This is a genomic window from Marinobacter excellens LAMA 842, assembly GCF_001574445.1.
Taxonomy (GTDB): domain Bacteria; phylum Pseudomonadota; class Gammaproteobacteria; order Pseudomonadales; family Oleiphilaceae; genus Marinobacter; species Marinobacter shengliensis.
In genome coordinates, this window is record NZ_LOCO01000009.1 from 72,117 (window position 1) to 88,163 (window position 16,047).

Annotated in this window: 11 protein-coding genes; 9 read left to right on the forward strand and 2 right to left on the reverse strand. The window is 56.5% G+C overall.

Annotated features, from left to right (window positions below; all coding sequences use genetic code 11):
• Window positions 1-2: 2 nt before the first annotated feature.
• Together fadA and topA are read left to right on the forward strand one after the other, a co-directional pair.
• Window positions 3-1,178, forward strand: a complete 1,176-nt coding sequence (gene fadA / locus J122_RS09955; RefSeq protein WP_061332172.1) for an acetyl-CoA C-acyltransferase FadA — start codon at window positions 3-5, stop codon at window positions 1,176-1,178.
• Between the two features lie 290 nt (window positions 1,179-1,468).
• Window positions 1,469-4,108 carry a type I DNA topoisomerase gene (topA, locus tag J122_RS09960; RefSeq protein ID WP_061332173.1) on the forward strand — a complete coding sequence of 880 codons (2,640 nt, stop codon included), beginning with the start codon at window positions 1,469-1,471 and terminating at the stop codon, window positions 4,106-4,108.
• Between the two features lie 95 nt (window positions 4,109-4,203).
• Here the strand turns inward: topA and J122_RS09965 are convergent, their stop codons facing one another.
• Both J122_RS09965 and gltA read right to left on the reverse strand, forming a co-directional pair.
• Window positions 4,204-5,145, reverse strand: coding sequence for an NAD(P)-dependent oxidoreductase (locus tag J122_RS09965; protein ID WP_413772204.1), 942 nt, complete (start codon window positions 5,143-5,145; stop codon window positions 4,204-4,206).
• Window positions 5,146-5,178: 33 nt separating this feature from the next.
• Complete coding sequence (gene gltA / locus J122_RS09970) at window positions 5,179-6,453, reverse strand: citrate synthase (protein ID WP_061332175.1); 1,275 nt, start codon at window positions 6,451-6,453, stop codon at window positions 5,179-5,181.
• Between the two features lie 477 nt (window positions 6,454-6,930).
• Between gltA and sdhC the strand changes: the two genes are divergently transcribed.
• The 7 genes from sdhC (at window position 6,931) to lpdA (ending at window position 16,015) form a co-directional block, all read left to right on the forward strand.
• Window positions 6,931-7,305, forward strand: a complete 375-nt coding sequence (sdhC, locus tag J122_RS09975; protein ID WP_061332229.1) for a succinate dehydrogenase, cytochrome b556 subunit — start codon at window positions 6,931-6,933, stop codon at window positions 7,303-7,305.
• On the forward strand, window positions 7,299-7,643 hold the full coding sequence (sdhD, locus tag J122_RS09980) for a succinate dehydrogenase, hydrophobic membrane anchor protein (RefSeq protein WP_061332176.1): 345 nt from the start codon (window positions 7,299-7,301) through the stop codon (window positions 7,641-7,643). Before sdhC ends, sdhD begins: the two co-directional genes overlap by 7 nt.
• A gap of 3 nt (window positions 7,644-7,646) precedes the next feature.
• Entirely contained in the window at window positions 7,647-9,419 is a 1,773-nt protein-coding gene (gene sdhA / locus J122_RS09985) for a succinate dehydrogenase flavoprotein subunit (protein WP_058091184.1), read from the forward strand.
• 15 nt (window positions 9,420-9,434) lie between these two features.
• Complete coding sequence (locus J122_RS09990; protein WP_058091183.1) at window positions 9,435-10,139, forward strand: succinate dehydrogenase iron-sulfur subunit; 705 nt, start codon at window positions 9,435-9,437, stop codon at window positions 10,137-10,139.
• A 317-nt stretch (window positions 10,140-10,456) separates the two neighbouring features.
• Window positions 10,457-13,294, forward strand: coding sequence for a 2-oxoglutarate dehydrogenase E1 component (locus tag J122_RS09995; protein WP_061332177.1), 2,838 nt, complete (start codon window positions 10,457-10,459; stop codon window positions 13,292-13,294).
• 25 nt (window positions 13,295-13,319) lie between these two features.
• Window positions 13,320-14,537 carry a 2-oxoglutarate dehydrogenase complex dihydrolipoyllysine-residue succinyltransferase gene (gene odhB, locus J122_RS10000; protein WP_061332178.1) on the forward strand — a complete coding sequence of 406 codons (1,218 nt, stop codon included), beginning with the start codon at window positions 13,320-13,322 and terminating at the stop codon, window positions 14,535-14,537.
• A gap of 35 nt (window positions 14,538-14,572) precedes the next feature.
• Complete coding sequence (gene lpdA, locus J122_RS10005) at window positions 14,573-16,015, forward strand: dihydrolipoyl dehydrogenase (protein ID WP_061332179.1); 1,443 nt, start codon at window positions 14,573-14,575, stop codon at window positions 16,013-16,015.
• The last annotated feature ends 32 nt before the right edge of the window (window positions 16,016-16,047 follow it).

The window sequence follows — 16,047 nt, forward strand, 5'->3', positions numbered from 1 at the left end:
CTATGAGCCTTAATCCGAGAGACGTTGTCGTCGTCGATTGCGTGCGGACTCCGATGGGTCGTGCCAAAAACGGCTGTTTCCGCAACGTTCGCGCCGAGACTCTGTCCGCTGCGCTGATTGAAGCACTGTTTGAGCGCAACCCGAAGCTCGACCCGAAAGAAGTAGAAGATGTGATCTGGGGCTGTGTAAACCAGACCAAGGAACAGGGCTTTAACGTGGCACGGCAGATTTCGTTGCTGACCCGTATCCCTCACGAGTCCGCTGCCCAGACCGTTAACCGTCTGTGTGGTTCCGCCATGAGCGCCATCCACACAGCTGCCCAGGCTATCCAGACTGGCAACGGTGATGTGTTCATGGTGGGTGGTGTCGAGCACATGGGCCACGTACCCATGACCGCTGGCTTTGACCACAACCCGGCTGCGTCCAAGTACACTGCCAAGGCCTCCAACATGATGGGCCTGACTGCAGAAATGCTGGCGAAAATGCACGGCATTACCCGTGAGCAACAGGATGAGTTCGGTGCCCGTTCCCATCGCCTGGCTCACGAAGCTACCGTTGAGGGCCGCTTCAAGAACGAAATCGTTCCGGTTGAAGGTCATGACGAAAATGGCTTTGTGAAGCTGATCGAAGAAGACGAGACCATTCGTCCGGAAACCACGGCTGAGTCCCTCGGCCAGCTGCGTCCGGCGTTTGATCCGAAGAACGGCACGGTCACTGCCGGTACTTCCTCCCAGCTGACCGACGGTGCCGCTGCGATGGTGCTGATGTCAGCCGAGCGGGCAGAAGCCCTGGGCCTGAAGCCGATCGCCAAGATTCGCAGCATGGCAGTTGCCGGCTGTGATCCCGCGATCATGGGCTACGGTCCGGTTCCGGCTACCAAGAAGGCGCTGAAGCGTGCAGGCCTGAAAGTCGAAGACATCGACTTCTGGGAACTGAACGAAGCCTTCGCTGGCCAATCCCTGCCGGTTCTGAAAGATCTGAAACTGCTGGGCGTCATGGAAGAGAAGGTCAACCTGAATGGCGGCGCGATTGCCCTGGGCCATCCGCTGGGCTGCTCTGGTGCCCGTATCTCCACCACACTGCTGAATGTTATGCAGGCCAAAGGCGGTAAGCTTGGTGTTTCCACCATGTGTATCGGTTTGGGCCAGGGTATTGCCACCGTGTGGGAGCGTATCTGACCGGTTAGTCCCGATCAGTAATGCTTAGTCAGAAAGGCCCGGCAAATCGCCGGGCCTTTCTGCTAGAGGGGATTGCAAATCTGCTAGAGGGGATTGCAAAACGAACGGCAAATCCCAAAAAAGGGTGACTGAAATCAAAGAATGGGTTGTCTTGCCATTCTTGACCCTGTAAAACAGTGTGCCTATACACAATGGCAGCCTTTGTGTTTTTCAGTTGCCTGATTTTTATGCGAGTTTACGGTTCCGTTCAGAACTTGACCGATTGATCGCCAAGGATACAGATCTCCGATATGGGTAAAAGTCTCGTAATTGTCGAGTCGCCAGCGAAAGCGAAGACCATCAACAAGTACCTGGGCTCCGATTTTATTGTTAAGTCCAGCGTTGGCCACATTCGTGACCTGCCGGTCAGCGGCAGTGGCAGCCAGTCTGACCCGAAAGAGCGGGCAAAGCAGGCTGCCGCCACCCGCAAGATGAGCCCGGAAGAAAAGGCCGAGCACAAAAAGCGCAAGGCCCGGGAACAGCTGGTGGCCCGCATGGGCGTCGATCCGGACCACGACTGGAGCGCCCGTTACGAGATCCTGCCCGGTAAGGAAAAGGTCGTCAGCGAGCTAAAGCGCCTGGCCAAGAATGCCGACCACATCTATCTGGCAACGGATTTGGACAGGGAAGGGGAAGCCATTGCCTGGCACCTTCAGGAGACCATTGGCGGCGAGCCGGAAAAGTATCGCCGCGTGGTGTTCAACGAAATTACCAAGCGGGCTATCCAGGAAGCGTTCAAGGACCCCGGGGAGCTGGATAACAACCGGGTAAATGCCCAGCAGGCGCGCCGATTCCTGGATCGCGTTGTGGGTTACATGGTTTCGCCGCTGCTCTGGGCCAAGATTGCCCGGGGCCTGTCTGCTGGCCGGGTTCAGTCGGTTGCCGTGCGCCTGATCGTTGAGCGTGAGCGGGAAATCCGCAAGTTCGTGCCGGAGGAATTCTGGCAGCTGCACGCAGACCTGACCGCAGAAGGTAGCAAGGACCCGGTTCGGTTCGAGGTTACCCGCTACAACGACAAGCCCTACCGTCCGGTTAATGATGTTCAGAGCAAGGAACATGTTGACCGTCTGAAAGCCGGTAGCTTCAAGGTGGCCAAGCGGGAAGACAAGCCAACCCGTTCACGGCCCTCTGCTCCCTTTATTACCTCGACACTGCAGCAGGCGGCGAGCAACCGCATGGGCTTCAGTGTCAAGAAAACCATGATGCTGGCTCAGCGCCTGTACGAGGCGGGCTACATCACCTACATGCGTACAGACTCGACCAACCTGAGCCAGGATGCGGTAACCGGCTGTCGCGAGTTTATTCAGAAACAGTTCGGTGATCGCTACCTGCCTGAGAAGCCCCGCGTGTACGGTAGCAAGGAAGGCGCCCAGGAGGCCCACGAGGCCATCCGGCCTACTGACGTATCCCGCAGGCCTACCGATATCAGTGGCCTGGAAAAGGATGCGGAGAAGCTTTACGACCTGATCTGGCGCCAGTTTATCGCCTGCCAGATGGCGGATGCCGAATTCCTCAGCACCTCCATCGTTGTGGCCAATGGTGACTACGAACTGCGTACCCGTGGTCGCATCGTCAAGTTCGAAGGTTTCCTGAAAGCTGCGCCCCAGTCAGCCAAGAAAGACGAAGACGTGGCGCTGCCAGACATCAAGGTAGATCAGCCCCTGGATCTCAAGAAGCTGGATCCGACCCAGCATTTCACCAAGCCTTCGCCGCGCTATACCGAAGCCAGCCTGGTCAAGGAACTGGAAAAGCAGGGCATTGGCCGTCCTTCTACCTACGCATCCATTATTTCCACCATCCAGGATCGTGGTTACGTGCGGCTTCAGAATCGCCGTTTTTACGCCGAGAAGATGGGGGAGATTGTCACCGAGCGTCTGGCAGAGTCTTTCCCGAACCTGATGGACTACGATTTCACCGCGCGCCTTGAGGGCGAGCTGGATGAGATCGCCGAGGGCGAGGTTCAGTGGAAGAAGGTACTGAACGATTTCTACGCCAGGTTCCGTAAGCAGCTGGAAAGCGCAGAAAAAACCGAAGGCGGCATGCGCGCCAATACCCCGACGGAAACGGATATTCCATGCCCGAGCTGTGGTCGGAACATGCAGATTCGCGTGGCCAGCACCGGGGTATTCCTGGGTTGTTCCGGCTATTCATTGCCGCCCAAGGAGCGTTGCAAGACCACCATTAACCTGGTGTCTGGCGACGAAGTGGTCAGTGCCGATGAAGATGTGGAAGGTGAAGGCGAAACCCGCCTGCTGCGTATGAAGCGCCGCTGTCCGAAATGCGGCACGGCCATGGACAGCTACCTGATTGATGAAAAGCGCAAGCTGCACGTGTGCGGTAACAACCCCGACTGCTCCGGCTACGAAGTGGAAGAGGGCAGTTTCCGCATCAAGGGCTACGACGGCCCTACGCTTGAATGCGATAAGTGTGGTTCCGAAATGCAGCTGAAAACCGGCCGCTTCGGCAAGTACTTCGGCTGCACCAACAGCGAGTGCAAGAACACCCGCAAACTGCTGAAGAACGGCGAGCCTGCGCCCCCCAAAATGGACCCGGTGCCCATGCCGGAGCTGCAGTGCCAGAAGGTAGACGACACCTACGTGCTACGTGACGGTGCCTCCGGCCTGTTCCTGGCGGCCAGCAAATTCCCGAAAAACCGGGAAACCCGGCCACCGCTGGTGATGGAAATCAAGCCACACCGGAAGGAAATTGATCCGAAATACGATTACCTGATGGACGCCCCGGAGAAGGATCCCGAGGGTAACCCGACGGTGATCCGTTATAGCCGGAAGTCCAAAGAGCAGTACGTGATGTCGGAACAGGATGGCAAAGCCACCGGTTGGTCCGCCTGGTACGAAAACGGCCGCTGGGTGCCGAGAGACAAGAAGAAATGATTTTTAGCCACGGACACGCACGGACTTACACAGACATTACTGGGGTAGTTTTTATCTTTTGTCGGTGAGCGTCCGTGTGTGTCCGTGGCTAATCATTACTTCTTACGAAGCCGCTGAATCAGCGAAGAGGTGTCCCAGCGGTTGCCGCCCATCTCCTGCACATCTCCGTAAAACTGGTCCACCAACGCCGTTACCGGTAATCTGGAGCCGTTTTTGCGGGCTTCTTCCAGGCAGATGGCCAGGTCCTTGCGCATCCAGTCCACCGCAAAACCGTGCTCAAATTCGCCGTCAATCATGGTGCCGGAGCGGTTTTCCATCTGCCATGACTGCGCCGCCCCCTTGGAAATCACGTCAACCACTTTGCGTACATCGAGTTCTGCCTGTTCGGCAAAGTGCAGGGCTTCTGACAGGCCCTGAACCAGACCGGCAATGGCAATCTGATTGACCATCTTCGTTTTCTGGCCACTACCCACCGGGCCCATCAGATTGAGTGCCCGGGCATAACATTTCAGTACCGGTTCAACCTTTTGGAAGTCTTCGTTGCTGCCGCCGCACATGATCGTTAACTGGCCGTTTTCCGCCCCTTGCTGGCCGCCGGATACGGGGGCATCAACAAAGCCCTGGCCTTTAGCCTTTGCGGCTTGAGCCAGTGCCTCGGCAATGCCTGCCGAGGCTGTGGTGTGATCAACCAGAATGGCCGTGGCCGGTGCGTTGTTGATGATACCCTCTGGGGCCGTGTAGACCTCCTCCAGGTCTTTATCGGCACCAACGCAAGTGAGCACGACATCGACATTCCTTACTGCATCTGCGATGCTCCTGCAGGCGTTCCCGGAGTTCTGTGCTGCCCATTGCTGAGCCTTTGCACCGGTGCGGTTCCACACAGATACCTTGTGACCTGCTCGGGCCAGGTGACCGGCCATCGGATAGCCCATTACGCCAAGCCCGATAAAAGCGATGGTTGCCATGGTCTGCTCCTTGTCATCGTTGGATTGGGAGAGTTTTGTATTGCCATGATACGAAAAAAGCCGCTGGGTCAGCGGCTTTTTTCATTTCCGGGCAATCCGAACGGATTACTTCTTCGGATAGTCGCGCTTTGGCGAGCCGGTATACAGCTGGCGCGGGCGGCCGATGCGGTAGTTGCCGCTGACCATCTCGTTCCAGTGGGAGAACCAGCCAATGGTGCGGGACATTGCGAAGATAACGGTAAACATGGACGTTGGAATACCGATGGCCTTCAGGATGATGCCGGAGTAGAAGTCGACGTTCGGGTAAAGCTGGCGCTTTACGAAGTACTCGTCTTCCAGGGCGATCTTTTCCAGGCGCTGGGCGATCTTCAGCAGTGGGTCGTTCTCCAGGCCCAGTTCGCTCAGCACTTCGTGAGCGGTTTGTGCCATAACCTTGGCGCGTGGGTCGAAGTTCTTGTACACCCGGTGGCCAAAGCCCATCAGGCGGAAAGGATCATCTTTATCCTTGGCCTTGGCGATGAACGTCTCAATGTTGGACTCGTCACCGATTTCAGCCAGCATGTCCAGAACCGCCTCGTTTGCGCCACCGTGTGCGGGCCCCCAGAGTGCTGCGATACCGGAAGCGATACAGGCATAGGGGTTAGCACCGGTAGAGCCGGCCAGGCGGACGGTGGAGGTAGAGGCATTCTGCTCGTGATCGGCGTGCAGAATGAAGATCTTGTCCATGGCGTTGGCAAGAACCGGGTTCGGCTTGTACTCTTCACACGGTGTGCCAAACATCATGTGCAGGAAATTTTCAGCGTAAGAGAGATCGTTACGCGGATACATGAATGGTTGGCCAACGGAGTACTTGTAACACCACGCCGCGATGGTTGGCATCTTGGCAATCAGGCGATGAGCTGTTACTTCACGCTGTTTGGGGTCGGTTACGTCCATCTGGTCGTGGTAGAACGCAGACAGGGCGCCAACAACGCCACACATGATAGCCATCGGATGCGCGTCACGGCGGAAGCCGTTGAAGAAGTTGCGCATCTGGTCGTGCAGCATGGTGTGGTTTTTGATTGTGTCGTGGAAGCGCTTGTTTTCGTCTTCGCTGGGCAGCTCGCCGTTCAGGAGCAGGTAGCACACTTCAAGGAAGTCAGACTGCTCGGCCAGCTGGTCAATCGGGTAACCTCGGTGCAGCAACACACCTTTGGCGCCATCAATGTAGGTGATGGCGGATTCGCAGGCTGCAGTGGATACAAAACCCGGATCGTAGGTAAAAACGCCTTCCTGGACTAGGCCGCGTACGTCGATAACGTCAGGGCCGACGGTGCCGGAATAAACCGGTAGCTCAATGGACTTATCTCCCACCGAGAGCGTGGCTTTCCTGTCGGTCATGGTGCTCTCCTGTTTGATTAGCTGTAACAGCTCTTCTGCATATGTAGATGCGCCAGAAAGCGCGTATTATCGCAAAACTGGCGGCAAAATATAGGGCGTCAGCCTTTTTTGTCAATGCACAAGTCTCGAAAAGCGACAATTTAAATTTCCCGTGTAAATGAGGGATATCCGGAATAACGGTGCCAGACGGGTGAAATTGAATTTGTCAATAATGCTTATAGAGGGTGTGGAGCGCCTGAGGCCAAGGCTTTGGGCGTTGTTGCAAGTTTGTAATTACCGGGGTGTCTCCTTATAATCCGTAGCCCGGAATCGGGGATGAACCTCAATGCACGCTTCAGCATAGCAAGCTACCGGGTTACCATCCGCCCTCCTGAACCAATCGGTTATCGGTCTCGTATCGATCCTCCGATCCCAACATACCAACCATCCGCAGCCGGTTTTCGGTCCTGCGGAACCAAGAGAGAGTGTGAGAGCGCTGTGAATAGCAAACGACCAGTAAATCTCGATCTCGGCAAGTTCCATTTCCCGCTGCCTGCCATCATGTCGATCCTGCATCGCATCAGCGGCATCATCATTTTTGTTGGTGTTGCCTTCCTGTTGTACGGCCTGGATCTCTCCCTGTCCGGAGAAGATGGTTTCGCCCGGGTGAGCGAACTGCTGGACAGCTTCCTGGCGAAGCTGATTATCTGGGGCATCCTGTCTGCTCTGTTGTACCACCTGGTTGCGGGCATTAAGCACCTGCTGATGGATATGGGTATTGCAGAAGAGCTTGAGAGCGGTCGCCTCGCCGCGAAGATCACTGTTGTGGTTTCCATTGTTCTCATCATTCTGGCAGGAGTCTGGGTATGGTAAGCAGCGTAACTAACCTCGGCCGCAGTGGCGTTTTTGATTGGCTGATCCAGCGTGTCACTGCCTACGTACTGGCTATTTACACAGTGTTTCTTCTGGGCTTCATGGTGATGACAGACATCAACTATGAAACCTGGAGCGCGCTGTTCGACCAGACCTGGTTCCGTATTTTTACCCTGTTGGCACTGCTTTCCCTGGGTGCCCATGCATGGGTTGGTCTCTGGACTGTGACGACTGATTATCTCAAATCCATGGCGCCCCGTTTCCTTGTGCAGGCGCTGTGCGGTCTGACCATGTTTGTGTACCTGATCTGGGGCATTCAGATTCTTTGGGGGCTTTAATCGATGGCTAACATCAAGACCATGTCTTACGACGCGATTGTTATCGGTGGCGGCGGTGCCGGTATGCGAGCCGCCCTGCAGTTGACCGAGACCGGCGTCAAAACTGCGTGTATTACGAAAGTATTCCCGACTCGCTCGCACACTGTATCCGCCCAGGGTGGGATTACCTGTGCGATCGCAAGTGCCGATCCCAACGATGACTGGCGCTGGCACATGTACGATACCGTCAAGGGTTCCGACTATATCGGTGACCAGGACGCCATCGAATACATGTGTTCTGTGGGCCCCCAGGCAGTATTCGAGCTGGAGCACATGGGCCTTCCGTTCTCTCGTACCGAGCAGGGCCGTATCTACCAGCGTCCGTTCGGTGGACAGTCCAAGGGTCCGGATAACCCCACCCAGGCCGCTCGTACCTGTGCTGCTGCGGACCGTACCGGTCACGCCTTGCTGCACACTCTTTATCAGGCCAACCTGAAGGGCGGTACCACCTTCCTTAATGAGTGGTATGCGGTTGATCTGGTCAAGAACAGCAAGGATGAAGTGGTTGGTGTCGTAGCCATCGAGATCGAAACCGGTGAAGTGGCGTACATCAAATCCAAGGCTACTGTCCTTGCTACTGGCGGTGCTGGTCGCATTTATGCCTCCACCACCAATGCGATGATCAATACCGGTGACGGCATTGGCATGGCGCTGCGAGCCGGCTTCCCGGTGCAGGATATGGAAATGTGGCAGTTCCACCCAACCGGTATCCACGGTGCTGGCACCCTGGTTACTGAAGGTTGTCGGGGTGAGGGCGGTTACCTGATCAACTCCGAGGGTGAGCGTTTCATGGAGCGTTATGCTCCGAACGCAAAGGATCTTGCTGGCCGTGACGTGGTCGCGCGTTCCATGGTTCTGGAAATCTTGGAAGGCCGTGGTTGTGGTCCCGAGAAGGATCACGTATTGCTGAAGCTGGATCACCTGGGCGAAGAAACCCTGAACCTGCGCCTGCCGGGCATTTGCGAACTGTCCCGTACCTTTGCGCACGTTGATCCGGTGAAAGAGCCGATCCCGGTCGTTCCGACCTGTCACTACATGATGGGTGGTGTTCCCACCAACGTGGGTGGTCAGGCACTGACTCAAGACGAAAACGGCAACGATAAACCGATTCCCGGCCTGTTTGCCTGCGGTGAGGCTGCCTGTGTATCGGTACACGGCGCCAACCGTCTGGGTGGTAACTCCCTGCTGGATCTGGTGGTCTTCGGTCGTGCGGCCGGCCTGCACATTGAAGAGCAGCTGCGCGGCGGTTTCGAGGTTGATGGTGCCAGCGAAGAAGACATCAAACGCGCCATGGCCCGTCTGGAGCGTCTGGATAGTGCTTCTGAAGGCGAAGATGTGGCTAAGGTCCGTAAGGATCTGCAGAACTGCATGCAGCTCTACTTCGGCGTGTTCCGCGATGGCGACAGCATGGAGAAGGGTATCAAGCTGTTGGAAGAAATCGGCGAGCGTGTACGCAAAACCAAGTTGGCCGATACCAGCAAGGCGTTCAACACCGCGCGTATTGAAGCGCTCGAGCTGGATAACCTGTACGAAGTTGCATACGCCACCGCCAAGTCTGCGATCGAGCGTAAGGAAAGTCGCGGTGCCCACGCCCGTAACGACTTCACTGAGCGTGACGACGAGAACTGGCTCAAGCACTCCATGTACTTCCCGCTGGACAAGCGTGTTGGCAAGCGTGACGTGAACTTTGCACCGAAAACGGTTCCGACTTTCCAGCCGAAAGTCCGGACTTACTAAGGGGGTATCCTGAAAATGTTGGTAAGCCTGTATCGCTACAATCCGGAAACCGATAATGCCCCTTACATGCAGGATGTAGAGGTTGAGATTCCGGAAGGTAAAGACCTGATGGTCCTTGATGTTCTGAACCTGGTGAAGGAGAGGGATCCTTCCATGAGCTATCGCCGTTCCTGTCGGGAAGGTGTCTGTGGCTCTGATGGTATGAACATGAATGGCAAGAACGGCCTGGCTTGTATCACTCCGGTGTCGGATGTGGTCAAGAATAACAAGCTGGTTCTGCGCCCGCTGCCTGGTTTGCCGGTGATCCGGGACCTGGTGGTCGACATGAGCCTGTTCTACAAGCAATATGAAAAGGTGATGCCGTACCTGGTGAATGACACCCCGGCACCCGCCATTGAACGCCTGCAGTCTCCGGAAGATCGTGAGAAGCTGGACGGCCTGTACGAGTGTATTCTCTGTGCCTGCTGTTCCACGTCCTGCCCATCGTTCTGGTGGAATCCGGACAAGTTCATCGGCCCGGCTGGCCTGCTGCAGGCCTACCGCTTCCTCGCGGATAGTCGTGATACCGCACAGGCGGAGCGCCTGGCCAATCTGGATGACCCGTTCAGCGTCTTCCGCTGTCGGGGTATCATGAACTGTGTCAGTGTTTGTCCGAAAGGCCTGAACCCCACGAAGGCAATTGGCCACATTCGGAACCTGTTGCTGCAGCGCGCTACCTGAGCGCAAATTCTGTAGCACCAGCTATACTGGTGTTTCGGCACCAGTTTAGTAACCCGAAGGCCTCGCATTACGCGGGGCCTTCAACCAAAGGCTTATAGTCAAAGGTCTTAATGGAGTGCAAACTTAGGCCCGCTGCTTCGGTTGACTTATCCAGGATGCCGGGCAGCGTTGCCGAGTATAAAAAATCACTGGGGACGGAAAACATCCTTGCTGGGTGTGGTGGCCAAAGTCATGCCGTAATAACCCGTATTGACTGTGAATTACCCCTGGCCGACCATACCGGCTCCCCCGCACCAGCCCAAGGTGAGCTATTCAAAATGCACGAAAGCATCATGGAGCAGTTATGGCAGACTTCCCACCTGCAAGGTGGCAATCTGGCCTATGTTGAACAGCTTTTTGAAACCTACCTGACAGACCCCAACGCCGTTCCTGAAGAGTGGCGAAGCTACTTCGACAAGCTTCCCAGTGTTGATGGCTATCATGGCCGCGACATTGTCCACTCAACCATCCGCGAACAGTTTGAGCATATCTCCCGCAATCAGCGTTTCCTGGCCAGCAGTGGCGTACCCGCCAGTGCCACCTCAGATGCCGATAAAAAGCAGATTCGTGTTCTTCAGCTGATCAATGCGTTCCGTTTCCGCGGACACCAGGAATCCAAGCTTGACCCTCTGGGTGTCTGGCAGCGTGAGTCTGTTGAAGATCTCGAGCCGTCTTTCCACGAGTTGGGCGAGTCGGATCTTGATCTGGAATTCCAGACCGGTTCACTGAACTTCGGTTCCGAAACGATGAAGCTCGGCGACATCGTGCAGGGCCTGCGCCAGACGTATTGCGAGAGCATCGGTGCTGAGTACATGCACGTGGTAGATACTCGCATCAAGCGTTGGTTTCAGCAGCGTATGGAGCCGGTGCGCTCGCGCCCTGAGTACGAAGCTCAGACCCGCAAGCATATCCTGGAGCGTCTGACAGCTGCCGAGGGCCTGGAAAAGTACCTTGGCTCCCGCTATCCGGGCGTAAAACGCTTTGGTCTGGAAGGTGGCGAAAGCCTGATTCCATGCCTGGATGAACTGATCCAGCGTGCAGGCTCATACGGCGCCAAGGAAATTGTTCTGGGGATGGCCCATCGTGGCCGCCTCAACGTGCTGGTTAATACTCTCGGCAAAAACCCGAAAGAACTGTTTGATGAATTTGAGGGCAAGAAGCTCGCGGATTCAGGCTCCGGTGACGTGAAATATCACCAGGGTTTCTCTTCCAACGTGATGACACCCGGTGGCGAAGTGCATCTGGCCATGGCGTTTAACCCGTCGCACCTGGAAATTGTATCTCCGGTAGTGGTGGGCTCTGTACGCGCCCGTCAGGATCGCCGTGGCGATACCGACGGCAGCAAGGTTGTGCCGATCGTCATGCACGGTGACGCAGCGTTTGCGGGTCAGGGTGTTGTGATGGAAACCTTCCAGATGTCCCAGACCCGGGGCTTCGGTGTGGGTGGTACCATTCACATCGTGATCAACAACCAGGTGGGTTTTACCACCAGCCGGCAGGAAGATGCGCGCTCGACTGAATACTGCACAGACGTCGCCAAAATGGTTCAGGCGCCGATTCTGCACGTAAACGCAGACGATCCTGAAGCGGTGATGTTTGTTACCCAGATGGCCATGGATTACCGCAACGAATTCAAGCGGGATGTGGTTATTGATCTGGTGTGCTACCGCCGCCGCGGTCACAACGAAGCCGATGAGCCGGCTGCTACCCAGCCGCTCATGTATGAAAAGATCCGTAAGCTCAAGACCACCCGCAATCTGTACGCAGACCATCTGGTTGAAGCTGGCGTGATTACTGAAGAAGAAGCCAAGCAGATGGAAACCGACTACCGCGATGCGCTCGATAAGGGCGATCACGTGGTCAAATCGCTGGTGAAAGAGCCCAACAAAGAACTGTACGTGGATTGGGCTCCGTACCTTGGTCATGAGTGGACCGCCAAGTGCAAGACCAGTGTGGCTCTGAAGACCATCCAGAAACTGGGCAAGAAGATTACCGAGGTGCCTGAAGGCTTCAGCATTCAGCGTCAGGTTTCCAAGATCGTCAATGATCGCGAGAAGATGACGGCCGGCGCACTCTCACTGAACTGGGGCTACGGTGAGATGATGGCTTATGCCACCTTGCTGAATGAAGGTCACCCGATCCGCCTGACCGGTCAGGACGTGGGGCGGGGCACTTTCTCCCACCGCCACGCTGTTCTGCATAACCAGAAAGACGGGTCTACCCATATTTCCCTGCAGAACCTGAAAGACGAACAGCCCAAGTTCGATATCTATGACTCGCTACTTTCCGAAGAAGCGGTTATGGCATTCGAATATGGCTATTCCACCACCACGCCGGACGCACTGATTGTCTGGGAAGCCCAGTTCGGTGATTTTGCCAACGGCGCCCAGGTGGTCATTGATCAGTTCCTGACCAGTGGTGAGCACAAGTGGGGCCGTCTGTGTGGCCTGACGCTGCTGCTGCCCCATGGTTATGAAGGCCAGGGACCGGAGCACAGTTCGGCGCGTCTGGAGCGCTTCCTGCAGCTGTGTGCGGAGCACAACATCCAGGTTTGCGTGCCCACCACGCCATCCCAGGTATTCCATATGCTTCGTCGGCAGGTCAAGCGCCCGCTGCGTAAGCCGCTTGTGGCTATCACCCCCAAGAGCCTGTTGCGTCATAAAGAAGCCATTTCCGGCCTCGATGATCTGACCTCCGGTACCTTCCAGACCGTTCTGCCCGAGAAGGAGCCTTCTGATCCCAAGAAGGTGTCCCGACTGATTATGTGCAGCGGCAAGGTCTATTATGACCTTCTGGAGAAGAAAAAGGCGGATGAACGAGACGACGTCGCCATTGTCCGGATTGAGCAGCTGTACCCGTTCCCCGGTGATGATCTGGACGAGCTCCTGGCCCAGTACCCCAAGCTCAAGCATGTGGTGTGGTGTCAGGAAGAGCCGATGAACCAGGGTGCCTGGTACTGCAGTCAGCATCATATGCGTAACGCGCTGCAGCGCCTGAACCCCAAGTTATACCTTCAGTATGCCGGTCGTGAGGCTTCTGCTGCTCCTGCCTGTGGACACATGTCTGTTCACATCGAAGAGCAAAAGAAACTGGTTAACGACGCGTTTGAAATCTGACGAGCTACCGAACTAAGGATCCGTAATGTCAACAGAGATTAAAGCCCCCGTTTTCCCTGAGTCGGTCGCCGAAGGCACCGTCGCGACCTGGCACAAGCAGCCCGGTGAGGCATGCTCCCGTGACGAGCTGATTGTCGATATCGAGACCGACAAGGTTGTGCTCGAAGTGGTTGCGCCTGCTGATGGTGTGATCGAAGAAATTCTCAAGGGCGAAGGCGACACCTGCGAAAGCGGTGAGGTGATCGGCAAATTCAAGGAAGGCGCTGCGGGTGAATCCAAGCCGGCAGAGAGCAAGCCTGAAGCCAAGGCTGAGGCGCCGAAAGAAGAAGCCCCGGCTGCAACTTCCGGCGACGCCATCCTGAGCCCGGCTGCCCGTAAGCTGGCCGAAGAAAATAACGTTGACCCGGCCTCCGTCAAGGGCACTGGCAAAGACGGCCGTGTGACGAAAGAAGACGTGCAGAACTTTGTGGACAGCAGCAAGTCCTCCGGTGGTGCCGCTGCCAAGCCGGCAGCCATGCCTGAGGTAAATGTTGCCCAGGGTGATCGCCCGGAGAAGCGTGTTCCGATGACTCGCCTGCGCGCCAGTATTGCCAAGCGTCTGGTGGATGCCCAGCAGACAGCGGCCATGCTGACCACGTTCAACGAAGTGAACATGGCGCCCATCATGGAGCTGCGTAAGCAGTACCAGGACAGCTTTGTGAAGCGCCACGGCATCAAGCTGGGCTTCATGTCGTTCTTCACCAAGGCGGCCACCGAAGCCCTCAAGCGCTTCCCGGCGGTCAATGCCTCGATCGACGGCAATGACATGGTGTACCACGGTTATCAGGATATCGGTGTTGCCGTATCCACGGATCGTGGACTGGTGGTTCCGGTACTTCGCGATTCCGACGCCATGGGCCTGGCTGATATCGAGAAGAAGATTGTCGAGTACGGTACCAAGGCGAAGGAAGGCAAGCTGGCCATCGAAGACATGACTGGCGGCACCTTCACCATCACCAACGGCGGTATCTTCGGTTCACTGATCTCCACGCCGATCCTGAACCCGCCGCAGACCGCTATTCTGGGTATGCACAAGATCCAGGAGCGCCCGATGGCGGTGAACGGCAAGGTTGAGATCCTGCCGATGATGTACCTGGCGCTGTCATACGATCACCGTATGATCGACGGTAAGGAAGCGGTGCAGTTCCTGGTTGCGATCAAGGAAATGCTGGAAGACCCGGCCCGTATCCTGCTGGACGTGTAAGCTGACACTCAACGAATTCGATAACAGGAAAGATTATGTCCGATAAGTTCGATGTTATTGTCATTGGTGCCGGCCCCGGCGGTTACGTTGCAGCTATCAAGGCGGCCCAGCTTGGCCTGAAAACGGCCTGTGTGGAGTCCTGGACAAGCAAAGACGGTAAAAGCCAGGTTCTGGGCGGCACCTGCCTGAACGTGGGCTGTATTCCGTCCAAAGCACTGCTTGAGGTGACTCACAAATTTGAGGAAGCCAGCCACGATTATGAGTCCATGGGTATCATGACCAAGGGTGTTGATATCGATGTGGCGAAGATGATGGAACGCAAGTCCGGCATCGTGCAGCAGCTGACTGGCGGTATTGCCGGCCTGTTCAAGGCTAATGGTGTGACTTCCATTCACGGTCACGGCAAGCTTCTGGCTGGTCGTAAGGTGGAAGTTACCGATAAAGACGGCAAGACCAAGACCTACGAAGCCGACAACGTCATTCTGGCGACGGGTTCCAAGCCGATCGAGATTCCGCCTGCGCCGTTTGATGGCGAGTATATCGTCGATTCCGAGGGCGCGCTGGAGTTCACCGAAGTACCCAAGCGCCTTGGCGTTATTGGTGCCGGTGTGATTGGTCTTGAGCTTGGCAGCGTTTGGGCCCGCCTGGGTTCAGAGGTGACTGTCCTTGAAGCTCAGGACAGCTTCCTCCCGGCGGTGGACCAGCAGGTCGCCAAGGATGCGCTCAAGCAGTTCAAGAAGCAGGGGCTTAACATCATCACCGGTGCCCGCATGACCGGTGCTGAGGTCAAGCGCAAGCTGGTGAACGTCAGCTACGAAGATTCCAAAGGCAAGCAGGAAGCGAAGTTCGACAAGCTGATCGTGGCCGTTGGCCGTCGCCCGTACACCGACGGCGCCCTGGCCGAGGATTCCGGCGTGACCATGGACGAGCGCGGCTTCATTTTTGTGGACGACAACTGCAAAACCGAAGCGCCGGGTGTCTGGGCGGTAGGTGACATCGTTCGTGGTCCGATGCTGGCACACAAAGCGTCTGAAGAGGGCGTGATGGCTGCCGAACGCATTGCCGGTCATAAGCCGCAGGTCAACTACGATTGCATCCCTAACGTGATCTACACCTTCCCGGAAGTGGCTTGGGTCGGCAAGACCGAAGAGCAACTGAAGGCCGAAGGTGAAGAATACAACGTAGGCAGCTTCCCGTTTGCCGCCAACGGCCGAGCCATGGCGGCGAATGCGGCCGCCGGTATGGTCAAGATCATCGCAGACGCGAAGACGGATCGTATCCTGGGCTTTCACGTTGTCGGTCCTCAGGCGTCTGAAATCGTTGCCCAGGGCGTCATTGCCATGGAATTCGGTTCCAGTGCAGAAGATCTGGCCCTGACCTGCTTTGCGCATCCGACTCTGTCAGAGTCAGTGCACGAGGCGGCCCTGGCTGTTGCTGGCGGTGCGATTCACGTCGCCAACCGTCGCAAGAAGAAGTAACGCAACACCGGAATCGGGGCGCCAATGTCGGC

Coding starts and splice junctions, on each gene's coding strand:
- sdhA (WP_058091184.1), top strand. CDS start 7,647: ATGGCTAACATCAAGACCATGTCTTACGACGCGATTGTTATCGGTGGC.
- odhB (WP_061332178.1), top strand. CDS start 13,320: ATGTCAACAGAGATTAAAGCCCCCGTTTTCCCTGAGTCGGTCGCCGAA.
- J122_RS09995 (WP_061332177.1), top strand. CDS start 10,457: ATGCACGAAAGCATCATGGAGCAGTTATGGCAGACTTCCCACCTGCAA.
- topA (WP_061332173.1), top strand. CDS start 1,469: ATGGGTAAAAGTCTCGTAATTGTCGAGTCGCCAGCGAAAGCGAAGACC.
- fadA (WP_061332172.1), top strand. CDS start 3: ATGAGCCTTAATCCGAGAGACGTTGTCGTCGTCGATTGCGTGCGGACT.
- J122_RS09990 (WP_058091183.1), top strand. CDS start 9,435: ATGTTGGTAAGCCTGTATCGCTACAATCCGGAAACCGATAATGCCCCT.
- gltA (WP_061332175.1), bottom strand. CDS start 6,453: ATGACCGACAGGAAAGCCACGCTCTCGGTGGGAGATAAGTCCATTGAG.
- sdhD (WP_061332176.1), top strand. CDS start 7,299: ATGGTAAGCAGCGTAACTAACCTCGGCCGCAGTGGCGTTTTTGATTGG.
- lpdA (WP_061332179.1), top strand. CDS start 14,573: ATGTCCGATAAGTTCGATGTTATTGTCATTGGTGCCGGCCCCGGCGGT.